This is a genomic window from Streptomyces sp. RG80, assembly GCF_040446465.1.
Taxonomy (GTDB): Bacteria; Actinomycetota; Actinomycetes; order Streptomycetales; family Streptomycetaceae; genus Streptomyces.
The window spans coordinates 631293-653873 of record NZ_JBEAAJ010000003.1 but is presented as its reverse complement, the minus strand read 5'-3'; the positions used below and the strand labels follow the sequence as shown (position 1 = coordinate 653873).

Annotated in this window: 23 protein-coding genes; 14 read left to right on the top strand and 9 right to left on the bottom strand. The window is 72.2% G+C overall.

What is annotated here, in order from left to right; all coding sequences use genetic code 11:
• Window positions 1–9: 9 nt before the first annotated feature.
• Both alc and allB read right to left on the bottom strand, forming a co-directional pair.
• The gene (alc, locus tag ABKA17_RS13010) at window positions 10–1125 is read right to left on the bottom strand and encodes an allantoicase (RefSeq protein ID WP_353692146.1); all 1116 of its coding nucleotides are present in this window, start codon (window positions 1123–1125) and stop codon (window positions 10–12) included.
• A 47-nt stretch (window positions 1126–1172) separates the two neighbouring features.
• Window positions 1173–2510, bottom strand: coding sequence for an allantoinase AllB (gene allB / locus ABKA17_RS13005; protein ID WP_353692145.1), 1338 nt, complete (start codon window positions 2508–2510; stop codon window positions 1173–1175).
• A 271-nt stretch (window positions 2511–2781) separates the two neighbouring features.
• Between allB and ABKA17_RS13000 the strand changes: the two genes are divergently transcribed.
• Window positions 2782–3576 carry an IclR family transcriptional regulator gene (locus ABKA17_RS13000; RefSeq protein WP_353692144.1) on the top strand — a complete coding sequence of 265 codons (795 nt, stop codon included), beginning with the start codon at window positions 2782–2784 and terminating at the stop codon, window positions 3574–3576.
• Window positions 3573–4238 carry an SUKH-4 family immunity protein gene (locus ABKA17_RS12995; RefSeq protein ID WP_353692143.1) on the top strand — a complete coding sequence of 222 codons (666 nt, stop codon included), beginning with the start codon at window positions 3573–3575 and terminating at the stop codon, window positions 4236–4238. The genes ABKA17_RS13000 and ABKA17_RS12995 overlap by 4 nt, the downstream gene beginning before the upstream one ends.
• 3 nt (window positions 4239–4241) lie before the next feature.
• Here the strand turns inward: ABKA17_RS12995 and ABKA17_RS12990 are convergent, their stop codons facing one another.
• Window positions 4242–4529 carry a DUF5955 family protein gene (locus ABKA17_RS12990; RefSeq protein WP_353692142.1) on the bottom strand — a complete coding sequence of 96 codons (288 nt, stop codon included), beginning with the start codon at window positions 4527–4529 and terminating at the stop codon, window positions 4242–4244.
• A 216-nt stretch (window positions 4530–4745) separates the two neighbouring features.
• On the opposite strand from ABKA17_RS12990, the gene ABKA17_RS12985 reads away from it, so the two are divergent.
• Window positions 4746–5345, top strand: coding sequence for a nucleotidyltransferase family protein (locus ABKA17_RS12985; protein ID WP_353692141.1), 600 nt, complete (start codon window positions 4746–4748; stop codon window positions 5343–5345).
• Window positions 5346–5529: 184 nt separating this feature from the next.
• Complete coding sequence (gene aceB / locus ABKA17_RS12980; RefSeq protein ID WP_353692140.1) at window positions 5530–7155, top strand: malate synthase A; 1626 nt, start codon at window positions 5530–5532, stop codon at window positions 7153–7155.
• Window positions 7156–7168: 13 nt separating this feature from the next.
• On the opposite strand, the gene ABKA17_RS12975 is transcribed toward aceB, so the two are convergent.
• From ABKA17_RS12975 to ABKA17_RS12965, 3 genes are read right to left on the bottom strand one after another with little or no spacing between them, the layout of a single operon-like run.
• Entirely contained in the window at window positions 7169–7498 is a 330-nt protein-coding gene (locus tag ABKA17_RS12975; protein WP_353692139.1) for an Rdx family protein, read from the bottom strand.
• Between the two features lie 11 nt (window positions 7499–7509).
• The gene (locus tag ABKA17_RS12970; protein WP_353692138.1) at window positions 7510–8421 is read right to left on the bottom strand and encodes a HipA family kinase; all 912 of its coding nucleotides are present in this window, start codon (window positions 8419–8421) and stop codon (window positions 7510–7512) included.
• A 15-nt stretch (window positions 8422–8436) separates the two neighbouring features.
• On the bottom strand, window positions 8437–9924 hold the full coding sequence (locus ABKA17_RS12965) for an IucA/IucC family protein (protein WP_353692137.1): 1488 nt from the start codon (window positions 9922–9924) through the stop codon (window positions 8437–8439).
• A 92-nt stretch (window positions 9925–10016) separates the two neighbouring features.
• On the opposite strand from ABKA17_RS12965, the gene ABKA17_RS12960 reads away from it, so the two are divergent.
• From ABKA17_RS12960 to ABKA17_RS12950, 3 genes are read left to right on the top strand one after another with little or no spacing between them, the layout of a single operon-like run.
• Entirely contained in the window at window positions 10017–11513 is a 1497-nt protein-coding gene (locus ABKA17_RS12960) for an IucA/IucC family protein (RefSeq protein WP_353692136.1), read from the top strand.
• 56 nt (window positions 11514–11569) lie between these two features.
• Complete coding sequence (locus ABKA17_RS12955) at window positions 11570–12844, top strand: VWA domain-containing protein (RefSeq protein WP_353692135.1); 1275 nt, start codon at window positions 11570–11572, stop codon at window positions 12842–12844.
• Window positions 12844–13647: a hypothetical protein gene (locus ABKA17_RS12950; RefSeq protein ID WP_353692134.1), complete on the top strand. Its 804-nt coding sequence runs from the start codon at window positions 12844–12846 to the stop codon at window positions 13645–13647. Before ABKA17_RS12955 ends, ABKA17_RS12950 begins: the two co-directional genes overlap by 1 nt.
• Window positions 13648–13712: 65 nt before the next feature.
• Here ABKA17_RS12950 and ABKA17_RS12945 read toward each other — a convergent pair whose 3' ends face one another.
• The gene (locus ABKA17_RS12945; protein WP_353692133.1) at window positions 13713–14366 is read right to left on the bottom strand and encodes a winged helix-turn-helix transcriptional regulator; all 654 of its coding nucleotides are present in this window, start codon (window positions 14364–14366) and stop codon (window positions 13713–13715) included.
• 87 nt (window positions 14367–14453) lie between these two features.
• Here ABKA17_RS12945 and ABKA17_RS12940 point away from each other — a divergent pair, with 87 nt between their 5' ends.
• The 5 genes from ABKA17_RS12940 to ABKA17_RS12920 all read left to right on the top strand — a co-directional run bounded on the left by ABKA17_RS12940 (window position 14454) and on the right by ABKA17_RS12920 (window position 18695).
• Complete coding sequence (locus ABKA17_RS12940) at window positions 14454–15662, top strand: pyridoxal phosphate-dependent aminotransferase (protein WP_353692132.1); 1209 nt, start codon at window positions 14454–14456, stop codon at window positions 15660–15662.
• Window positions 15663–15743: 81 nt separating this feature from the next.
• On the top strand, window positions 15744–16898 hold the full coding sequence (locus ABKA17_RS12935) for a serine hydrolase domain-containing protein (RefSeq protein WP_353692131.1): 1155 nt from the start codon (window positions 15744–15746) through the stop codon (window positions 16896–16898).
• Between the two features lie 36 nt (window positions 16899–16934).
• The gene (locus ABKA17_RS12930; protein ID WP_353692130.1) at window positions 16935–17534 is read left to right on the top strand and encodes a histidine phosphatase family protein; all 600 of its coding nucleotides are present in this window, start codon (window positions 16935–16937) and stop codon (window positions 17532–17534) included.
• A gap of 50 nt (window positions 17535–17584) precedes the next feature.
• A complete protein-coding gene (locus ABKA17_RS12925) occupies window positions 17585–18217 on the top strand; it encodes a hypothetical protein (RefSeq protein WP_353692129.1) in 633 nt (210 codons plus the stop codon).
• A 55-nt stretch (window positions 18218–18272) separates the two neighbouring features.
• Window positions 18273–18695: an acyl-CoA thioesterase gene (locus ABKA17_RS12920; RefSeq protein ID WP_353692128.1), complete on the top strand. Its 423-nt coding sequence runs from the start codon at window positions 18273–18275 to the stop codon at window positions 18693–18695.
• Window positions 18696–18705: 10 nt separating this feature from the next.
• Here ABKA17_RS12920 and ABKA17_RS12915 read toward each other — a convergent pair whose 3' ends face one another.
• A complete protein-coding gene (locus ABKA17_RS12915; RefSeq protein ID WP_353692127.1) occupies window positions 18706–19107 on the bottom strand; it encodes a winged helix-turn-helix transcriptional regulator in 402 nt (133 codons plus the stop codon).
• A gap of 92 nt (window positions 19108–19199) precedes the next feature.
• On the opposite strand from ABKA17_RS12915, the gene ABKA17_RS12910 reads away from it, so the two are divergent.
• Window positions 19200–20636: an MFS transporter gene (locus ABKA17_RS12910; protein WP_353692126.1), complete on the top strand. Its 1437-nt coding sequence runs from the start codon at window positions 19200–19202 to the stop codon at window positions 20634–20636.
• Window positions 20637–20755: 119 nt separating this feature from the next.
• On the opposite strand, the gene ABKA17_RS12905 is transcribed toward ABKA17_RS12910, so the two are convergent.
• The gene (locus ABKA17_RS12905; RefSeq protein WP_353692125.1) at window positions 20756–21610 is read right to left on the bottom strand and encodes an SDR family oxidoreductase; all 855 of its coding nucleotides are present in this window, start codon (window positions 21608–21610) and stop codon (window positions 20756–20758) included.
• Window positions 21611–21704: 94 nt separating this feature from the next.
• On the opposite strand from ABKA17_RS12905, the gene ABKA17_RS12900 reads away from it, so the two are divergent.
• Window positions 21705–22502, top strand: coding sequence for an AraC family transcriptional regulator (locus ABKA17_RS12900; RefSeq protein WP_353692124.1), 798 nt, complete (start codon window positions 21705–21707; stop codon window positions 22500–22502).
• Window positions 22503–22581 lie beyond the last annotated feature (79 nt).

Below are 22581 nucleotides of genomic sequence, written 5' to 3'. Positions count from 1 at the left end.
GTGCGGGTGTCAGCCGCCCAGCTCCTGGTGGCGGGCGGCGAGGGTCGCGGCGCCGTTCTCGGTCAGCGAGCCGTACAGCCGCAGTCGGGAGATCCCGCCGTCCGGGAAGATGTCCACGCGCGCGTGCGTGCCGACCGCCGGGGCCGGCAGGACGAAGCGGTGGTTGGTGTCGGGCTGGAGGCGGGTGCGCGGGAGGATCTCGGTCCACTCGCCGCTGTCGCCGTCCTTGACCGACACGGAGGCCCAGCCCGCGCTGTTGCCCTTCAGGTACGCGGTGTCGATCTCGATCGCGCGGATCTGGGACTGGGACACCAGCCGGTAGCGGATCCAGTCGTTGCCCTGGTCGCGGCGGCGGCGGGTCTCCCAGCCGTCGTCCATCTTGCGGGAGCGGCCCGGCTGGATGGTGTTGGAGGCCGGGGAGTAGAAGAGGTTGGAGGCGTCCTCGGCCCGGCCGCCGTTCTCCAGGGCGACCACGTCGAAGGTGCCGAGGACCTCCAGCCACTTCGGGTCGGGGACGACCTCGCCGTACACGCGCAGGCGGGCGATGCCGCCGTCGGGGTGCTGGTTGACCCGGAGGTGGGTGAAGCGCTGCTCCCCCGACACCTCGAAGCCGTTCGCGGCGTGGCCGCCGACCGCGGTGCGCGGGACCAGGGTCGTCCACTTCACGTCGTCGCCCAGGAGTTCCTGCGGGGACGGGGAGCCCGCCACCGAGGTGCCTTCGACCGACACCGCCTGCGGGTAGTTGCCGCGGAAGTGGGCGGTGTCGACGACGATGCCGCGGATCACGCCGGGCGCGCCGAGGCGGACCAGCGCCCAGTCGTGGTCCTCGGCCGTCGGCCAGGGATGGTCGGCGGAGACACCGCGGCGGCGGCGCGTCTCCCAGCCGTCCATGATCTTGCCCTTGTGCCCGAAGTGCTCGGGGTCGAACTCGGCGCGCTCGGGGATCAACAGGTTCTCGCGCTGGGCGAAGAACTCGTCGTTGGCGGCGATGACTCCGGCGCCGAGCTGCCGGGCGGCGAGGTCGGCGTACTGGGTGAAGGGGAAGTCGGCGGTGCGGTAGTCGGCGTACGGGTCACCGCCTCCGTAGGGGTTCGCGTCGCCGGTGAAGCTCGGAATCGCCGTCACGGGATACATGCCTTTCGGTCGTCGGCCGCTGCGGGTGCGGTGGTGAATCAGTGGGTGCGGGTGAGGAGTTGGCCCTTCGGGTCCGTGAACTCGCCGTCCGCGACGATGCGTTCGCCGCGCAGCCAGGTGGACTTGACCACGCCGTACAGGGTCTTGCCCGCGTACGCCGTGACGCGGTTGCGGTGCTGGAGTTCGGCGGGGTCGACGGTGAAGGTCTCGTCGGGGGCGAGGATCGCGAAGTCGGCGTCGCGGCCGGCCTCGATGGCGCCCTTCTGGTCCAGGCCGACCAGTTCCGAGGTGCGCGTGGACATCCAGCGGACCACGTCCTCCAGGCCGTGTCCCCGCTTCCGTGCCTCCGTCCAGATCGCCGCCAGGCTCAGCTGGAGGCCGGAGATGCCGCCCCACGCGGTGGCGAAGTCGCCGGTCTTCAGGTCCGCCGTCGACGGCGAGTGGTCCGTGACCACGCAGTCGATGGTGCCGTCGGCCAGCGCCCGCCACAGCAAGTCCTGGTTGGCGGATTCACGGATCGGCGGGCAGCACTTGAACTCGCTGGCCCCGTCCGGGACTTCCTCGGCGGTAAGGGTGAGGTAGTGCGGGCAGGTCTCGACGGTGATGCGGACGCCCTCCGCCTTGGCGGCGGCGATCAGCGGCAGCGCGTCGGAGGAGGACAGGTGCAGGACGTGCACGCGTGCGTCCAACCGCTTGGCCTGGGCGATGAGTTGGGCGATTGCCGTGTCCTCGGCGTCGCGCGGACGGGAGGCCAGGAAGTCGGCGTACTTGGGGCCGCCCTGCTGCGGGGCGGCCTCCAGGTGGTGCGGGTCCTCGGCGTGCACGATCAGCAGACCACCGAAGGAGGTGATCTCGGCGAGGGACTGGGCGAGCCGGTCCTGGTCGAGGTGCGGGAACTCGTCCACGCCCGACGGGGACAGGAACGCCTTGAAGCCGAAGACACCGGCCTCGTGCAGCGGCCGCAGGTCCTTGACGTTGTCGGGCAGGGCGCCGCCCCAGAAGCCGACGTCGATGTGGGCCTTGTCGGCGGCGACGTCCTTCTTGGTACGGAGGTTGTCGACCGTCGTCGTCGGCGGGAGGGAGTTGAGCGGCATGTCGACGAGGGTGGTGATGCCGCCGGCGGCCGCCGCGCGGGTGGCGGTCCAGAAGCCCTCCCACTCGGTGCGGCCCGGGTCGTTGACGTGCACATGGGTGTCGACGAGGCCGGGGAGGACGACATGGTCGCCCACGTCCTCCAGGCGGGCGCCCTCCGGGACGCCGGCGTCGTACGGCAGGACGGCCGTGATCTTCCCGGCCGAGACCGCGACCGAAGCGGCGCGTGTCCCTTCCGGAGTGATGACCCGCGTCGAGCGCAGCACCAGTTCTACGTCGGACACCCGGACCCCTCTCTGTCGCCGTTGTTACTTCCGGGAAACGGGATTTACTTCCACGTTACGGAATTCAACGTTCTGTTGAAGGAGTCTTCACTCCCGCTTCCGCGCCGTCAAGGGCACACTTCACCGAAGCGCTCCGATGCGCCGCACTCTGGACGTTTCCACAAAGCGGAATTAGACTTCCGACAGGCAGAACGTAGCTACGTACCAGCGGGGAGTCAACCGACTGGCGGGTAGGCTTCTGCCCTTCCTGCCACCCCGAAAGGAACGCGCCGTGCCGACGTCCAGCGCCAGCACCACCGACTCCGCCAAGTCCGCCACCGGCGGGGTCCAGTCCCTCGAGCGCGCCTTCGATCTGCTGGAGCGGATGGCGGACGCGGGCGGCGAGGTCGGCCTCAGCGAGCTCTCCGCGAGCAGCGGGCTGCCGCTGCCCACCATCCACCGCCTCATGCGCACCCTCGTGGCCTGCGGATACGTCCGCCAGCAGCCCAACCGCCGCTATGCGCTCGGCCCGCGCCTGATCCGCCTCGGGGAGTCCGCGTCCCGGCTGCTCGGCACCTGGGCCCGCCCCTATCTGGCCCGGCTGGTGGAGGAGACCGGCGAGACGGCGAACATGGCCCTGCTCGACGGCGACGAGATCGTGTACGTCGCTCAGGTGCCCTCGAAGCACTCGATGCGCATGTTCACCGAGGTCGGCCGGCGCGTCCTGCCGCACTCCACGGGCGTGGGCAAGGCCCTGCTGGCCAACACCCCGGACCAGGAGGTGCGTGCCCTGCTCGCCCGCACCGGGATGCCGGCCGCCACGGAGAAGACGATCACCACCCCGGACGGCTTCCTCGCGGCCCTCGAGGACGTACGCCGCCTCGGTTACGCGGTCGACGACAACGAGCAGGAGATCGGGGTCCGCTGTCTCGCGGTGTCGGTCCCGAACTCCCCCACCGCCGCCGCCATCTCCATCTCGGGCCCGGCGGGCCGGGTCACCGAGTCGGCCACGGACAAGATCGTGCCGGTGCTCCAGCAGGTCGCGGGCGAGCTGTCCGAGGCGCTGGCCACCCAGAACCCCGCGTGACGTCCGTAGCGGACCGGCTGACGGCGGTGATGACCGCGCCGCTGGAGAGTCTGGTCGATCCCGGGCATCGGGTGCGGCCGGCGGCGGTACGCGGGTGGCGGCTGCCACAGCCGGATCTGCTCGCGCTCGCCGAGCACGGGCTGCCGGACGACGTCCTCATGACGCCGTCGTTCCAGACGGACGTCGAGCCGACCCTCGCGCCGAACCTGGCCGGGCCGCGCGAGCGTGAACTGGCCCGTGCGGACGACCGGTTCTACGACCTGGGGCTGTGGGGCGTCGACGACCTGACGCCGAGGGTAGGGGCGGTACGGGGCGACGGCCGGGTCCTGGCCATCCGCTCGGCGCCGCTCACCGCGGCGGACGTGGCACCGGCACTGCGCGAGCACCTCGCGGACCTCTATCACCCGGCCGTCGATTTCATCAGTTCGTCGGTGGCGCGGTTCGTCGACCTCAGCTGGCGCCTGCGGGCCGCCCTCCCGCTCTTCACCGAACTCACGGAACCGCCCCTGGGGTGCCCCCAGGAGGAGTTCGGCGCCTATCTCGACCGGTGCGACGAGTGCGAGCGGATCGTGCTCCGGGGTTTCGAACGCATCGACCCCGCGCTCCGCGCCGACGACCCGCGCAGCCTGTGGGGCCAGTTGGCCACGGACCGCGGCTGCTGAACCTCAGCCCCGCCGCGGCTCCCCGAACAGATCCACCGCGTCCCGTACCTCCGTCAGCCCTCGCGACAGCGCGCTGACCGAGCCGATCGCCCCGGCGATCAGCAGCAGCGACCGCCGCAGCCGGGGAATCTCCGGTGCGCCCTCGATCGTCATCGCGGCCAGCGCCGCGAGCTCGTCCTCGGCGATGCCGCGGTCGGGGAACTCGGCCGGGTGCGCGGCGAGTTCGCGGCGCAACCGGGACACCGCGGTCCGCAGTCCCGCCACTCTCGGATCCTCGTCGCTGCCGGTCACTGGCCTCTGTCCCAAGCTCCGCAACACAGCTCTCCCCCCTCGCACGCCGTTGTGCGCCCTACGTCGTCGTCCCGCCCGAAACCGCCCCGTGGCGTTGGTCAGGCGCCGGGGACGGGGGTCAGTAAACGCCAGCCGATGGGCGCCGCGCCACTGCGCGGACCGAAATTCAGCCCTCGGAAACCGGCCCGTTCCCGGGGTGTCGGGTATGCAGGACGCATGACGGACAACGCACACCAGGTCGCCGGGCTGCTCCTCGCCGCGGGCGGCGGCAGACGGCTCGGCGGGCGGCCCAAGGCGCTGCTCGAGCATCGCGGCAGGCCATTGATCGAGAACGCGGTCGGTGTCCTGCGCGCGGCCGGCTGCACGCGCGTGCACGTGGTGCTGGGCGCCCGGGCCGACGTCGTACGCGAGCGGGCGCGGCTGGAGGGCTGTGTGCTCGTGGACAACCCGGAGTGGGAGCGGGGCATGGGCGGCTCGCTTCGAGCGGGTCTCGACTCGCTCTCCGGTACGGGGGCGCGCGCGGCGCTGGTCTCGCTCGTGGATCAGCCCGGCATCGGGCCAAAGGCGCACGCGCGCGTGCTCGGCGCGTACACGTCGCCGGACTCCCTGGTATCGGCCGCCTACGACGGCGTACGCGGGCATCCGGTGCTGTTCGGTTCGGCCCATTGGGCGGACATCGCCGCGACTGCCACCGGGGACCGAGGGGCACGTGCGTATCTGAAGGAACACGCGGACCGGATCACCCTCGTCGAGTGCGGGGACATCGCCCGGCCGTACGACATCGACACCGTCGAGGATCTCCAGCACCTTGAGTGAGCGGGGTGGCACTGAGCGCCACCTTGCCTCGACTCAGAGAATCTCGATATCAACAAACCATTGAACTTCCACGATGAGGAAACTAGTATCCACTGTTCAGAAGCGCCCTACCGCTCCCAGGGCGTCCCTCGCCGTACCCGGTTCGACTGGCACCCGGTGCCAACGCTGAAGGAAGTGACAGCTCATGTCCGCACCAGCGCCGTCCCCGCTGGCCATCGTCGACGCCGAGCCCCTGCCGCGGCAGGAGGAGGTGCTCACCGACGCGGCCCTCGCCTTCGTGGCCGAGCTGCACCGCCGGTTCACGCCCCGTCGTGACGAGCTCCTCGCCCGCCGCGCGGAGCGCCGCGCCGAGATCGCCCGCACCTCCACGCTCGACTTCCTCCCGGAGACCGCCGCGATCCGCGCGGACGACTCCTGGAAGGTCGCCCCCTCCCCCGCGGCCCTGAACGACCGCCGCGTCGAGATCACCGGCCCCACCGACCGCAAGATGACCATCAACGCCCTCAACTCGGGCGCCAAGGTCTGGCTCGCGGACTTCGAGGACGCCTCGGCACCCACCTGGGAGAACGTGATCCTCGGTCAGGTCAACCTGGCCGACGCCTACACCCGGAACATCGACTTCACGGACGAGAAGTCGGGCAAGTCCTACGCCCTGCGCCCGAACGACGAGCTCGCGACCGTCGTCATGCGGCCCCGCGGCTGGCACCTGGCCGAGCGTCACCTCGTCGACGCCGACGGCACCGCGGTGCCCGGCGCCCTCGTCGACTTCGGCCTGTACTTCTTCCACAACGCCCAGCGGCTGCTCGACCTCGGCAAGGGCCCGTACTTCTACCTCCCGAAGACCGAGTCGCACCTCGAGGCCCGTCTGTGGAACGAGGTGTTCGTCTTCGCGCAGGAGTACTGCGGCATCCCGCAGGGCACCGTCCGCGCGACCGTCCTGATCGAGACGATCACGGCGGCGTACGAGATGGAGGAGATCCTCTACGAACTCCGCGACCACGCCTCCGGGTTGAACGCGGGACGCTGGGACTACCTGTTCTCCATCGTCAAGAACTTCCGTGACGGCGGCGCCAAGTTCGTCCTCCCGGACCGCAACCTGGTCACGATGACGGCCCCGTTCATGCGGGCGTACACCGAACTGCTGGTGCGCACCTGCCACAAGCGCGGCGCGCACGCGATCGGCGGCATGGCGGCGTTCATCCCGTCCCGCCGGGACGCCGAGGTCAACAAGGTGGCCTTCGAGAAGGTCCGCGCCGACAAGGACCGTGAGGCCGGCGACGGTTTCGACGGCTCCTGGGTCGCCCACCCCGACCTGGTCCCGATCGCCATGGAGTCCTTCGACAAGGTTCTCGGCGACAAGCCGAACCAGAAGGACCGGCTCCGCGAGGACGTCCACGTCGAGGCCGCCGACCTGATCGCGATCGACTCGCTGGACGCCAAGCCGACGTACAACGGGCTCGTCAACGCCGTGCAGGTCGGCACCCGTTACATCGAGGCCTGGCTGCGCGGTCTCGGCGCGGTCGCCATCTTCAACCTGATGGAGGACGCCGCCACCGCCGAGATCTCCCGCTCGCAGATCTGGCAGTGGATCAACGCCGGCGTCGAGTTCGAGAACGGCGAGAAGGCCACGCCCGAACTGGCCCGCAAGGTCGCCGCCGAGGAACTCGACAACATCCGCAAGGAGATCGGCGAGGAGGCGTTCGCGGCCGGCCACTGGCAGCAGGCCCACGATCTGCTCCTCCAGGTGTCACTGGACGCCGACTACGCGGACTTCCTGACGCTGCCCGCGTACGAGCAGCTCAAGGGCTGACCCCCCGCGACCTTCAGGAAGACGCCTTGTCCGAGTGGCCCAGGGACTTTCCCGGGGCCACTCGGTCGCGTACGGCCTGCTTCACGGCCGTCGGCTCCGGGAAGCCCTGCTCGCGCCGGTCCCAGACCACCTCGTCGTCGACGCGCACCACGAAGACGCCGCCCGTGCCCGGCTTGAGGGCCAGTTCGGTGAGGTCGCTCTCGAACGTGGTCAGGAGTTCCTGGGCCAGCCAGGCCGCGCGCGGCAGCCAGCGGCACTGGGTGCAGTACTCGATCTCGACCCGCCGTGCCGGACCCGAGGGCTCGTCCTCCAGCTCGATCTCGATCCACTGCGACTCGCTCAAGGAATCCTCCGTCATCCGAGGTGCACCGACCAATCCTGTTCCGCCGCCGGTTTGCCGTGCAGGTCCGGGACCCGCTTGAGCCAGTCCGGACGGCCCTGCTGTGTCCTCGCCGCCCGGAGGGCCTCCTCGGCGGCGAGTTCCTCCCGGGTGGGGAAGTCGGTGGGCAGCCAGTCCGCGGAGGCCCGTACGCGCGCGTGGAGGTACGCCACATAGGCCTCGCGGGCCTCGTCGGGCGTGGCGAAGTCCGGCGCGTCCAGCCAGGCGTCGGGGACCTCCGCGACGATCCCGCGCAGCAGTTCCTCGGTCACCATGGGCGCCAGTTCCGCGTCGGCCGCCCGGAGGTCGGGGGCGTAGTGGCCGAGGGCGTGGTGGCGGAAGTCGTAGCGCTTGGCGGGGTCGGAGCCGTCCCAGCGGTGGTGGAAGACGAGGGCCGCGCCGTGGTCGATCAGCCACAGGCGCGGGGGCGCGACGCCCAGCGTGGGCCAGACCATGAGGTTCGAGCTGTGGACCGTGCGGTCCACGTTGACCGTGAGCGCGTCGAGCCAGACGATCCGGCCCGCCTCCAGCGGATCGACCCGGAAGGTCCTGGCGACCTCCGGGGTGAAGTCGGCGGCGCCCGGCAGATAGTCCATGCCGAGGTTGATCCCGGCGCTGGCGCCGTGGAGTTCCCGCACCTCCTGGTGGGGCTCGCTGTCCGCGATCGCCGGGTCGAAGTGCGCGAGGACCAGTTCGGGGAAGCGCAGTCCGAGAGCCCGGGCCAGCTCGCCGACGATCACCTCGGCGACCAGTGCCTTGTGGCCCTGGGCGGAGCCGGTGAACTTCACGACGTACGTGCCGTCGTCGTCGGCCTCGAAGACTCCGGGCACGGAGCCGCCGGACCGCAGCGGGGTCACGTATCGAACAGCAGTCACATCGCGCAGCACACCGGCCAGGGTAATTCAGATCATGTCGCCGGCCAGCGGATTAGGAAGGGGTAGGTAGCGGGCGTCCGCGCCGTCGGCGCCGGTCCAGCGAAGCAGCAGGTTGGTCTTGCCGGGCAGGGTGGGAGAGGCGAGGAGGGCCGGGATCTCCGGGAGGTCGTGGCGGGCGAGTTCGCGGCGCAGGGCGGGCCAGGGGTCCAGGCCCGGCCCGCGCTCGGCGAGGGCGGCGGCGACCTCGCACAGGTGGTTCACGACGAGGGTGTACACCAGCCGCTCCCAGCCGGCCTCCCGGTCCACCTCGGGCAGCAGCTTCACGCCCTCGGCGTCCCGGAACAGCGCCTGCACGGGGGTGCCGTCGGCGTCCACGGCGACCAGCGTGTTCTGCAGATGCGCCTCCAGTACGACGCCGTGGTCGGCGAAGGCCGAAAGGGCGGGCGGGACGACCGCGCGCAGGTACGCCTCCCACCAGGCCGCGCCCCCGGACGGGCCGCCCTCGAAGCCCTCCACCAGGCCCGCGGCGAGCAGCGGGGTGGCGCCGGGCAGCACATGGCCGCGGAATCCGTCGCGGACCAGGACCGCGAGTTCCTCGAAGGCGAAGTCGGCGGTGCGGTAGCCGCGGTCGGACAGCCAGGCCGCCGGGCCCGTCGCGAACGCCCGGGAGGCCGCCGCGTCGGTCCTGCGGAGCTTCTCCAGGTCGTGGCGCCACAGCCGGCGGATGTCGTTGGTGATGCGTACGTCCAGGCTGAACTTCAGGAACAGGTCGCGCTCGGGGGCGTACAGCGTGCGGATCGCGGCGGTGGGCCAGGCGTCGAAGCCGGTCGTGCCGAGCCGGATCAGGCGGCCGTCGGCGAAGGCGTCGGTGAGGTCCAGCAGGGCGAGCTGCCAGGGGTGGGCGGGCAGCAGGCGGTAGCCGGGCGGGGCCTCGCCGAGCGCGTCGAGGGCGGCGGTGTCGCCCTCCTCGACGACCCGGTCCTCCCGGACGCCGAGCAGCGTCAGCGGGAAGCGGGCGTGCGCCTCGGGCGCGTACGGCAGCCAGCCGGCGACCGGGCCGCCGCCGCGCGCCTTGGGGGCGGGGTGGTGGGGGTGGCCGGTGAGCAGGGACTGCTCGGAGCGCAGGTAGGGGTCCGTGGGCGGCGTCGCACGCGCGCGTGCCGTCAGGAGCGCGGCGACGGCGTCCCGGCTGTCGAGCATCTCGGCGGGGAGTTCCGGGTTGGACAGGCCGGTGTGGCGGGTCAGTTCCTCGGCGACGAGCTTCACCAGCTCGGTGTGGCCGATGCGCTGCCAGTGGCCGTCGTGGTCCGTCTCCGGTTCGGCGGGCCGCCGCTCGCCGCGGACCCGCAGCAGCCGCCCGCTGGGCAGTCGGTGCACCCGCCGCTCGCCCGTTCCCGGGAGCGGCTCGGCGACCTCGCGCAGCAGGCAGTTGAGCAGCGGCGCGGCCGCGTACGCGTCGGCGCGGCCGGTCACCGCGTCGGCGGCGGGCGGGGGGATGACGTCCACGCGATTCACTCGTTCTCTACGGTCCGTTGGGGCGGAGACGATCAGTATCCATCTGGTCGTTCCCCGGCTCGACGCCCTACTCGCACCCGAGGAGTCCTTCCGTGCACCGTTCCCCCACCGCCGAGGCCGAGGTCGCCGAGGAGCTGGCCGCCGTACGCCCCGACCTCGCGTCGCGGTACACGGCCGAGCTGCCGGGCGCCCGGGCGGCCGTACTGACCCGGCTGTGGCGGGCGCTGGCTCATGAGCCGCTGCCCTGGGTCACCGGCCACGAGACGGCGCGGGACGCTCTCGTGCTGCGGCTCCGGGACGGCCGCCGACTGCACGGGCCGGCGGCCGACCCGTACGCGACGACCGCGTACGTCAGCGTCGTACGGCTCGACGAGACGCCGTACGACGATCCGGCACGGCTGATGACCGACCTCGGGGTACCGCACGGCGCGGACGCGGCCGCCGAACTCGGGCACAGTGTCGCCTCGTCGGCGCTGTCCAGGGCCGGGCAGCAAAAGCCCACGAACGAGTGGCCGGGGACGGACTGGGAGTGGGAGCAGCGGGTCGTGGACGGGCATCCGTTCCACCCCAACTGCCGCTCCCGGCCGGGCTTCTCGGTGGCCGAGCAGCTGGCGTACGGGCCCGAGCACCGGCCGCTCGTCGAGCTGGGCCTGATGCCGGTGCGGGCGGACGAGTGCCTGGTGACGGGTGTGTGGCCGGAGGGGATGCGGGACGGGGAACGGCTGTTGATCCCGGTGCACCCGTGGCAGGCGGCGCACGTGCTGAAGCGGACGGGCGACGCGGGGCCGGCCGCGCATCCGCTGATGTCCCTGCGCACCCTCGCCCTGCCCGACGGCGGGCCGCATGTGAAGACCGCGCTCAGCGCCCGGCTGACGTCGTCGGTGCGGGACATCTCGGTGTACTCGATCGGCATGTCGGCGACCCTGTCGGCGTTCGCCGAGTCGCTCGAGGCGCACACGGACGGTCTGCTGCACTTCACCCGCACCCTGGGCGCGGCGACGGCCCACTCCCCCGATCTGGCCGCCGTGCTGCGCGAGTCGCCGCGGAGGTACGCCGGGAGCGGCGAGCACGTGGTTCCGGTGGCCGCGCTCGCCACCACCGAACTGCCCGGGGACCCCGCCTGGCTCGCGGACTTCACCCGGCTCGCGCTCACCGTCGGGCTGCGGCTGCTGGAGCTGGGCGTGGCCCTGGAGGCGCACGGCCAGAACCTCCTGGTGGTGCTGTCCCCGCAGGGCGCCCCGCTGCGGCTGGTCTACCGGGATCTCGCCGACATCCGGGTCAGCCCGCACAGGCTCGCCCGACACGGCCTGCCGGTACCGGAGTTGACGGGCCGGATCGTCACCGACGACGAAACGGCCCTGCGGCGCAAGCTGTTCGGCGCGCTGGTGGCGGGGGCGCTCGCGGGTACGGCCGGTTCGGGCGCGGTGCTGGGCACGGCGCTGGAGACCGCCGTACGGGATCTGCCGCGCACTGCGGATCTCGTGGCGCTGGTGGAGAACCCGTTGCCCGCCAAGGCGTTGACGTTGATGAGGCTGTCGCCGGGGACGCCTGGGGACCAGTGGGCCGAGCTGCCGAACCCGTTGCGGTGAGCGGTCGTGGCGGACCCGTTTTGGAGCGGGGCACTCCTGATCAATAGGATCCGCCGATGATCACACGTAAACGGCTGGCGGCAGGAGTGTGCGCCCTGCTCGCCGCCCTCACGGCCGGGTTGGCCTTCCCGGCCGGGGCGGCCGCCGGTGAACCCACGGGCGAGACCGCGCCCCAGGTCGACCTCGTCCTCGACGTGAGCGGCTCCATGCGGACCCGGGACATCGACGGCGGCACCCGGATGGCCGCGGCAAAGCAGGCCTTCAACGAGGTGCTGGACGCGACGCCCGAGGAGGTCCAGCTCGGCATCCGGACGCTGGGCGCCAACTACCCGGGCGACGACCAGAAGACGGGCTGCAAGGACACCGCGCAGCTCTATCCGGTCAGCACCCTGGACCGCACCGAGGCCAAGACGGCGGTGGCGACCCTCTCCCCCACCGGCTGGACCCCGATCGGTCCCGCGCTGCTGAAGGCGGCCGGCGACTTCACCGAGGGCTCCGGCTCCAAGCGGATCGTCCTGATCAGCGACGGTGAGGACACCTGCGCCCCGCTGGACCCGTGCGAGGTGGCCCGGGAGATCGCGGCCAAGGGCATCGGCCTGACCATCGACACCCTCGGCCTGGTCCCGAACACCAAGATGCGGCAGCAGCTGAGCTGCATCGCGGAGGCGACGGGCGGGACGTACACCTCGGTGGAGCACACCGAGGAACTCACCGACAAGGTCAACCAGTTGGTGGACCGGGCGGCCGACCCGGTGGTGACGCCGGTGGCCACCGAGGGCGCCGCCGAGTGCGCGAAGGCGCCGACGCTGAAGTCCGGGCTCTACACGGACCGCGAGGAGTTCGGGCAGGAGCGCTGGTACCGGGTGGACGTGCTGCCGGGGCAGGAGCTGCGTGCCTCGGTGAGTGTGGCGGCCGACCGGGCCGTGAACCCCGACTACGGGACGCTCATGCGGGCGGTCACCGTGCACGGCCGGGAGATCGTGCGCGGCGAGGCGGCCGGCAACGGACGCACCGACGTCATCTCCACCGGGCTGCGCTATCCCAAGCCCGAACGGGACGACGACGACAGCGACAAGCCGGCCCCCGAGGTCGTGTGTCTCCAGGTCACCAACTCCTTCTCGGCGGCCTCCGGGGTGAAGACCACGCCCGGTCTGCCGCTCGAACTGACCGTGGACGTCGTGGACGCGCCGTCGCCGTCGAGCGACGTGGCCTCCTTCGGCCTCGGCCGCGGCTGGTGGCTGCTCGGCGTGCTGATCCTCACCGGCTTCCTCGCCGGTCTCGTCTGGGGCTGGCTGTCGCGCTGGCGGCTCGCGGTCTGGAGGACCAACTGATGCGGATCACACGTGTGTTGAGTGCGGCGTTGCTGGCGCTGGGCCTGGGCGTGGCCCCGGCGGCGGCCGACTCCTCGCCGTCCCCCTCCGCCTCCGCGGACGGTGCCGCGCCCACCTCGGCCGGTACGTCGTTCCGTACGGCGACCGAGATCGAGCAGGGGCAGCGGGCCACCGCGAGCGGCTCCACCGGTGACTACCAGTACTGGTCGTTCCCCGCGGACGCCGGACAGCGCCCGACCGTGACGGCGACGGTGAAGCTGCCCGAGACGCACACCGCGCAGACCTGGCAGGTCGACGTGTACGACGGACTGCGCCGCCGCCAGGCCTGCCAGTACGGCGCGCAGACCCGCACCGCCGCGGCCGACGCCGGCTCGGTGGAGCTGGCCTGCGTGATGCGCACGGTCCGCGCCTGGTCGGAGCCGTGGGCCGACGACCCGCTGCCGGGCACGTACTACATCCGGCTGACGGTCACCGGCCTCAGTGCGGCGGACCTCGGTCAGCCGGTCGAGACCTCGGTGGAGGTCGGCTCCAAGGACATCGGCGGCGCGGCGGCCGTGGACGGCTCGCTGGCCGAGCCCCTGGTGCCGGGCATCGCGGTCACGTCGGAGTCCGACGAGGAGAGTTCGCAGTCTTCGGCGGTGCTGTCCGCGATCGAGCCCGAGGACGGCTGGGCCTCGGGCTGGTGGTCCGACCGCTGGGTGTGGACCGCGGTGGGCGGTCTGCTGGCCGCGCTCGCGGGCGTCGGCGGCTACACGCTGACGCGCGGCTCGGGCCGGCCGTCACGGGTGCCGCCGACGGTCTGACGCGCATCGGCCTGACGACTCGTCAAGAGGCCCGCCGCCCAAAGGCAGCGGGCCTCTCCCGTCCCTCACACGAGGCGCTCGTCGGCCGCCTCCCGCAGGGCCTTCGCCGGCGCCCCGTCGCCGGTCACCTCGATACGGCCGTCCCACACCGCATCGGCCACGCTCAGCTCGCCGCGGCTGATCGCCGTACAGGTCGCGGTGTCGAGGGTGAGCCGCGCGTCGGGCTCCCCGGCCGCCGGCCCGTCACCGTAGACGGACCCGTCCTCGGCACCGATGTGCAGATGGAACGACCCTTCCTCCAGCCGGACTTCGACGAGCCCCGCACCCTCCAGCCCCGCCAGTGCCCGGAGCATCGGCAGCGCGAACCAGTGCGCGCGCACCGCGTCCGTGGGCCGCAGCTCCCCGAGCTCGGCCTCGCCCCACCTGCCCAGCGCCTGGAGCACCGGCAGCAACTCCCGCCCGCGTCCGGTGAGTTCGTAGACGTTCGCCGCGCCGGGCGGCGGCAGCCTGCGCCGGGTCGCGAGGCCGTCCCGCTCCATGTCCTTCAGCCGCGAGGCGAGCACGTCCGTGCTGACGCCCGGCAGGTCCGCATGCAGGTCCGAGTAGCGGCGCGGTCCGGCGAGCAGCTCGCGGACGATCAGCAGGGTCCAGCGGTCGCCGACGGTGTCGAGAGCGCGCGCGGCGGAGCAGTACTGGTCGTAGCTTCGGCGAGGTGACATGCGACGCAGTCTAGACAAGTCGTTGGACTTTCCAAGCTGCCACTTGGTAAAACCAAGCAACACAAGAAACCGGAGAGGCAGCAGCGCATGGAGTTCCGGCAGTCCAGCAAGCTCAGCGACGTCTGTTACGAGATCCGCGGACCGGTGATCGAGCACGCCAACGCGCTGGAGGAGGCAGGGCACAGCGTGCTGCGCCTGAACACCGGAAACCCGGCACTCTTCGGTTTCGAGGCGCCGGAGGAGATCGTCCAGGACATGATCCGGATGCTCCCCCAGGCGCACGGCTACACGGACTCCAAGGGCGTCCTCTCCGCCCGCCGCGCGGTCGCCCAGCGCTACCAGACCCTGGGCCTGGAGGTCGACGTCGACGACGTCTTCCTCGGCAACGGCGTCTCCGAGCTGATCTCGATGGCCGTACAGGCGCTGATCGAGGACGGCGACGAAGTCCTCATCCCCGCCCCGGACTTCCCTTTGTGGACGGCGGTGACAACTCTCGCCGGAGGCAAGGCCGTTCACTACATCTGTGACGAACAGGCCGACTGGAACCCGGACCTGGCCGACATGGAGTCGAAGATCACCGACCGCACCAAGGCGGTCGTCATCATCAACCCGAACAACCCCACCGGCGCCGTCTACCCGAAGGAGATCGTCGAGGGCATCCTCGACCTCGCCCGCCGGCACGGCCTGATGGTCTTCGCCGACGAGATCTACGACCAGATCCTGTACGACGACGCCGTGCACCACTCGGCCGCGGCCCTCGCCCCGGATCTGGTCGTGATGACGTTCTGCGGCCTGTCCAAGACGTACCGCGTGGCCGGCTTCCGCTCGGGCTGGCTGGTCGTCACCGGCCCCAAGCAGCACGCCAGGGACTACCTGGAGGGCCTGACCATGCTGGCCTCCATGCGGCTGTGCGCCAACGCCCCCGCCCAGTACGCCATCCAGGCCGCGCTCGGCGGCCGCCAGTCCATCCGCGAACTCACGATGCCGGGGGGCCGCCTGCACGAACAGCGCAACGTGGCCTGGGAGAAGCTCAACGAGATCCCCGGGGTGTCGTGCGTGAAGCCCAAGGGCTCCCTCTACGCCTTCCCGCGACTCGACCCCAAGGTGTACAAGATCCACGACGACGAGAAGTTCGTCCTGGACCTGCTGCTCCGCGAGAAGATCCAGGTCGTCCAGGGCACCGGCTTCAACTGGCCGACCCCCGACCACTTCCGCATCCTGACGCTCCCCTACGCCGATGACCTGGAGGCGGCGATCGGCCGCATCGGCCGGTTCCTGAGCGGCTACCGGCAGTAGCTCCCCTCGCCCGCGAGGAATGCCCGGCCCCCGCTTCCCGTTGACCGACTCCGTACGCGATCGACGACTGGGGGAAGCGGGATGCCGTACGAGGTGCAGGGCACCGTGGCCGACGGATTCGAGGGTGTGCGGGAGGAGTTCGCCGCCTTCGTCGCCGGGGAGAGGCACGACCCGGCCGCCCAGCTCGCGGCCTATGTGGACGGGCGGCAGGTGGTCGACCTCTGGTCCGGGGAGGGCGTCAGCGGCTCGTCGCTGACCAGCCTGTACTCCATCACCAAGGGCGCCGCGCACCTGGTCGTCGCGCTGCTCGTGCAGGAGGGGACCCTCGACCTGGACCGCGAAGTGGCCGCCTACTGGCCTGAATTCGCGGCCGAGGGCAAGGAACGCCTCACCCTGCGGGAGCTGTTGGAGCACCGCTCGGGCGTGGTCGGCGTGGACGGCGGGTTCAGTACCGAGGAGCTGGCCGACGACCGGCTGAGCGCGGCGCGGCTGGCCGGGCAGAAGCCGCTGTGGGAACCGGGCTCGGCGTACGGCTATCACGGGTTCGTCATCGGCGCGCTCACCGGTGAGGTCGTACGCCGGGTCACCGGGCGGTCGATCCAGGAGCTGTACGAGGAGCGGATCCGGGCGCCGTACGGGATCGACTTCCACCTCGGGCTGCCCGAGGAACTTCAGGCGCGGTGGCGGGAGGTGCTGCCGCTGGAGCCGACGGAGGAGCAGCTGGAGGCGCTGATCGAGCGGATGCCGGAGCCCGACAGTGTCCGGGGTGTCTCCTTCAACATGAACGCGCCCCGGCCGACCGATCTGGTGGCCTTCGGCAACAGCCGCATCGTGCGCGCGCTCGGGCCCGCCTCGTCGGGCGGGGTGGGCAACGCGCGCGGGGTGGCCCGGATGTACGCCGCCGCGATCGGCGCGGTGGACGGGCGGCCGCCGCTGCTCACCCGGGAGACGGTCGCCATGTTCGGGGCCCGGCGGACGCCGGGGACGGACCTGGTGACCGGGCAGTCGGACCACTTCGGGCTCGGCTTCGAGTGTCTGACCCGGCTGTACCCGTTCCTCGGCCGGGACGCGATCGGACACAGCGGCGCGACGGGCTCGCTCGGCTTCGCGGACGCGGCGAGCGGGGTGGCGTACGCCTACACCCGGCGCCGTTTCGCGTTCCCCTCCGGGGAGGGCGCGTCCCCCGAGAACGGCCGTCTGGCCGAGTCCGTCGTGCGGGCGGCGCGCGCCGCGTGACACGGTGCCGGAAGGCAGGCACGGCAGGAGGTCGGCGTGGGTGATCTGTTTCTCGTCCGGCACGGCGAGACCGAGTGGTCGCGGTCCGGGCGGCACACCGGATCGACGGACGTGCCGCTGACCGAGCACGGGCGCGACGAGGCGCGCGGCCTGGTGCCGCTGATCCGCTCGCACCGCATCGGCGCCGCCTTCGTCAGCCCGCTCCAGCGGGCCCGGGAGACCGCCGAGCTCATCGGGGTGCCGGACGCGCGGGTCGACGTGGATCTGCGGGAGTGGGACTACGGCGGCTACGAGGGGATCACCACCGTGGAGATCCAGCGCACCCGGCCGGGCTGGTTCCTGTTCACGGACGGGGTCGCGCCGGGGCCGCCGGACCACCCCGGGGAGACGCCGGAGCAGGTCGGCGAGCGGGCCGACCGGGTGCTGGCCAAGGTGGACGCGGCCCTCGCCAACACGGAGGGCGTGGTGCTGCTGGTCGCCCACGGGCACTTCCTGCGCGTGCTCACGGCACGGCGGCTCGGGCTGCCGGCGTACCGGGGGGCGCTGTTCCAGCTGGCGACGGGGACGCTGTGCCGACTGGGGACGGAGCACGGGCGGCCCGTGATCGCCGGGTGGAATGTCAGACCCGGGTCGTAGCCTTCCAGCAGGTGGGGCGAGTGCCCCAGCCGCCAGGGAAGGAGCACGCCGTGACCAGACCACCCACCGCTGCGCAGCGGCGTGTCATCGACGCCGCCGACCCCGTCACGGGCCGGATCCGGGGCACGGAGGCCCAGCTCGCGTCGCTCATCAGACACGGGCTCGCCTTCCGGCACCCCCGGCCGCCGCACGACCACTTCCTGACACCGGCCGGGCACCGGATACGGGAGACCGAACCGGAGGCTCCCGCACCCGAACCCACGGCGGCCGCCGGCGCCGGGGTGTTCACCGCGCGGATCGGCGGGGAGGAGGAGCCGCCGGCCGCCGGTCCGGCCCGGGTGCGTGAGGTGCACAGTGCCTGGACGGGGCTCCTGGAGCTGCGCCGGATGACCAATCCGGACGGCGCCACGGACCGTCCGTGCGGCTGGGAGCGCACCCATCTGGTGCAGGCCGCCGCGCTCGCGCTGGAGGCGGCCGGGCACCGTCCGGCGACCGGCGAGGAGACCGAGGGGTACCGGGTGCGCGCAACCCCGCAGCCCGAGGCGGTCGCCGTGCGGGAGCCGGACACCGCCGCGCTGTCGGCCTGCGCCGCCACCCTCGAGCAGGCCGGCTGGCAGGTCGGCGAGTACACCGAGCCACGGACCAGAGCCCGGTACCTGCTGGCCTCGCCGCGCCGCGTGTAAGGCACACGTGTCAGGATCTTGCCCATCAACTGCCGTGGCACGAGAGGGGATTGACGTGAGCGAGCCGTTTTCCGTTCCGGTGACCGTCCGCGGGTACGAGACGGACGTGCAGGGGCACCTCAACCAGAGCGTGTACCTCAACTACGCGGAGCACGCCCGCTGGTCACTGCTGCGGGCCGCCGGGATAACCCAGGCCGGCCTCATCGGCAGCGGGGTCGGCCCGGTGGCACTGGAGACGACCATCCGCTACCGACGGGAACTGCTGGCGGGCGACGAGGTGGAGGTGACGTGCGCCTTCGCCTGGGGCGAGGGCAAGACGTTCCGGATCGAGCAGACGATCCGCAAGGCGGACGGCACGGTGGCGGCGGAGATCTCGGCCGTCGGCGGACTGCTGGACCTCACGGAGCGGCGACTGGTCCCGGACCCACGCGAGCGCTTCAAGGAACTGGCCGCCGATCCGGCCCTGTTCGGGCTCTGAGGCGCGCGTCCTACGCGTCGACCAGCTCCGGCTGGTGCTCGGTGTCGTAGGTGGCCCGCGCCTCGGCGATGTAGACCCTGTTGCGCTCGGCCCAGTCGGTCAGGCGTTGCAGGGTCTCGTGCAACTCGCGGGCCTGCGGGGTGAGTTCGTACTCGACCTTCGGCGGGACCATCGGGTGGACGGTGCGGATGACGAGTCCGTCGCGCTCCAGGTTGCGCAGGGTCAGGGTCAGCATGCGGCGGCTGATCCCCTCGATGCTGCGCTCCAACTCGGTGAAGCGGATGGGTCCGTGGGCGGCGGCCACCAGGATCTGGACGCTCCATTTGCCGGCCACCCTGTCAAGAACTTCGCGGACCGGGCACGCGTGCGCGTTCACGACCTGCGAGGTAACACCGGTGTTCCTCTGGGACATCGAACTGCCTCCTTATGCCGACCCCCATGGTCACGCACGATGAACCCCGTTACAAGTCGTGCACCTATGGAGAACCCGGAGGCACCGCCGCCATGACGGCCATCGTCGAGTCCCCGACCCGGACACCGCACCGAACCAAGCGAACGTACTCCCGCTGGGCGTCCCTTGTCGTCCTGTGCGCGGGGACGCTGATGACGATCCTGGACGGCACCATCGTCACGGTCGCCATGCCGGCGATCCAGAGCGACCTCGGCTTCTCGGCCTCGGGTCTGGCCTGGGTCGTCAACGCCTACCTCATCGCCTTCGGCGGGCTGCTGCTGCTCGTCGGCCGGCTCGGTGATCTCGTGGGCCGCAAGCGGATGTTCACGGCGGGGCTCGCCGTGTTCACCGCGGCCTCCGTGCTGTGCGGGGTGGCGACGAGCCAGGGCACGCTGATCGCGGCCCGTGCGCTCCAGGGCGTCGGCGGGGCGATGACCTCCGCCGTGGTGCTCGGCATGCTGGTGTCGTTGTTCCCCGAGCCGCGTGAACAGGCCCGCGCGATCGCGGTGTTCAGCGCGGTCGGCGCCGGCGGCGCGTCCCTCGGCACGTTCCTGGGCGGGGCCCTCACCCAGGCGCTGAACTGGCACTGGATCTTCCTCATCAACCTCCCCATCGGCATCGTCTCCTGGCTGGCGGCGACCCGTGTCCTCACCCCGGACCGCGGTGAGGGACTCGGCAAGGGCGCCGACTACCCGGGCGCCGCGCTGGTCACCGGCGCCCTGATGCTCGCGGTGTACGTCATCGTCGGCGCCGGCGACCGCGGCCTGACCGCGACCCTCCTGCTCGCCGCGCTCGCCCTCGCGCTGTTCGGGGCGTTCACCGTCCGCCAGGGCCGGATCGCCCGTCCGCTGCTGCGGCTGCGGTTGTTCCGCTCCCGGATGCTGAGCGGCGCCAACGCCGTCCAGGTCCTGATGATCGCCACGATGTACGGCTTCCAGTTCATCGGCGCGCTCTACATCCAACGCGTCCTGGGCTACGGCGAGTTGCTCACCGGCGTCGCCTTCCTGCCGGCGCCGGTCGTCATCGGGGCGCTGATGCTCGGCCTGTCCGCGCGGACCATGGGCCGGTTCGGGGCGTACCGAGTGCTGCTCGCCGGGCTCGTCCTCATCGTCGCCGGCATGGCCCTGCTGAGCCGGGCGCCCGTCGACGGCTCGTACGTCACCGACGTACTCCCGTCGCTGCTGCTGCTCGGCGCCGGGTTCGCGGCCGCGATGCCCGCGCTGACCGGGCTGGCCATGTCGGGGGCCCGGGAGGAGGACGCGGGGCTGGCGTCGGGACTGTTCAACACCACACAGGTGGTGGGTGGTTCGCTGGGACTCGCGGTGCTGTCGGTGCTGGCGGCGAGCCGCACCGAGGGACTGCTGGCGGACGGCGCGGGACTGGTCGGCGCGACGGCCGAGGGCTACCGGCTGGCGTTCACGGTGGGGACGGGCATCGCGGTCGCCGCGCTGACGCTGGCCGCGGTGGTACTGCGGCCCGGGCGGAAGTAGGCAGCGGCGGACGGAGGCAGGCGGACAGGGCCGGCAGGCGGACAGGGCCGGCACGCAGGCAGCGGGACGGTACGGCGGCGGGGTTCCGGCCCCGCCGCCGCCGTCGCCGCCGTCGTGCGTCACTCCCCCGCGAAGGCGGCCCTGTGGTCCTCGGCCCACTGCCGGTACGTCCGGGCCGGTCGTCCCAGCACTCGCGGCACGTCCTCGGTGACGACCGCGTTGCCGCCCCCGCGCACGAAGGCGGTACCGGCCAGGACGCCCGCCGCCTGTGCCTCGTCGAAGCCCCACACCGTCAGCAGGTGCTCCCGGGTCTCGTCCGGCGACAGATCCCGGGTGCCGACGGGCCGGCCGAGGACGGCGGCGAGCACGGCGGCCTGACCGGGGACGTCGATCGCCTCCGGCCCGGTCAGGGTGTACGTCCGTCCCCCGTGCCCGCCGGCGACGAGGACCCGCGCCGCGACCTCGGACACGTCCCGCGGGTCGATCACCCCCGACAGTCCGTCACCGGTCATGTTCGGCACCGGCTCGCCCCGCTCGACGGCGGGCGCCCAGCTCAGCGTGTTCGAGGCGAAGGTCGAGGGCCGCAGGATCGTCCACTCGGCGCCGCTCTCCCGTACCGCCCGCTCACCGGGCACGTGCCACTCGCCGGACGGGCCGACGCCGGGATCGCCGGTCGCGATCGCGGAGAGCTTCACCAGCCGGGGCACTCCCGCCGCCCGTGCCGCCGCCACCAGCGGCTCGTCGTGCGCGGCGCCCGGACCGGGCGCCCCCAGCAGGAACGCGGCCGTCACTCCCGGCATCGCGGCCTCCAGGGATCCGGGGTCGAGGTAGTCCCCGCGCACCACCTCCACCCCTGACGGCAGCTGGGCCCTGGCCGGGTCGCGGGTCAGGGCGCGGACCTTCTCGCCGCCCGCCGCGAGCTGTCGTACGACTTCACTTCCGATGGTGCCCGTGGCACCGGTCACGAGGATCATGTCCCCACGGTGGGCCGGTCGGGGCCCCGGCGGCTTGGAAATTCCGGCACGGTTCGGCCGCCCTGCGGCCGTGCGGCTCGTCTACGGTGAAGGAGTGACGAACTCCCGTGCCGAGCAGGCCCTTTCGCTTCCCGCGGCGCTGCGTCCCTGGCTCGCCGGGATCAGTACCGTGGCCGCGCTCGGCCCGCCCGCGGAGGCGTTCGTGCATCTGCCGGACGCCGGCACGAAGGTCGTCGTACGGGTGGGGGTGACCGGGCACCGTGACGTCCTCGCCGTCGGCCCCCGGGTCCGGGCCTCCTATCACGGCGGCAAGGCCCTCGCCTCGTGCGTGGAGATGCGTCTCGCGCCGGGCACGGCCCGTCCGCTGCTGGGCGTCCCGGCGGCCGAGTTGGTCGGGAAGGTCGTGCCGCTGGGCGAGCTGCCGGGCACCACGGCCCGGCGACTCGACCGTGAGCTGCGGTGGTTGACGCCCGAGGAGACCGTCGCCCACCTGGCGGAGGTACTGCCCGAGCGACTGACCGGCACGGCCGACGCCGCGCGTTCCCGGCTGGTACGGGCCGGCGTCGAGGCGATGTCGGTGCGGCTGGGTCGCCTACCGGTCCAGGTCGGTGAGGTGGCCCGCGAACTGGCCGTCAGCGAGCGCCAGTTGCGCAATCTCTTCACGGAGGGCGTGGGCCTGTCCCCCAAGCACTACGCCCGCATCGACCGCGTCCACGCGGTCCTCACCCACGCGCCGACCGCCCCCTGGGCCGAACTGGCCACCGCCACCGGCTACTACGACCAGTCCCACATGACCTCCGACTTCCGCGCCATGATGGGCGTCCCCCCGCGCTCCTACTTCACCGGCCGCCTCCCCGCGGCCACCCCCTGCCAGGCAGGCGCCCGCCCCTGAACGCGGGTCCGGGCGACACGATGGAGCAGGCCGGGCTGTTCGCCCGGCCCACCGTGCCGTGAGCCGGGTCGACAGTCAC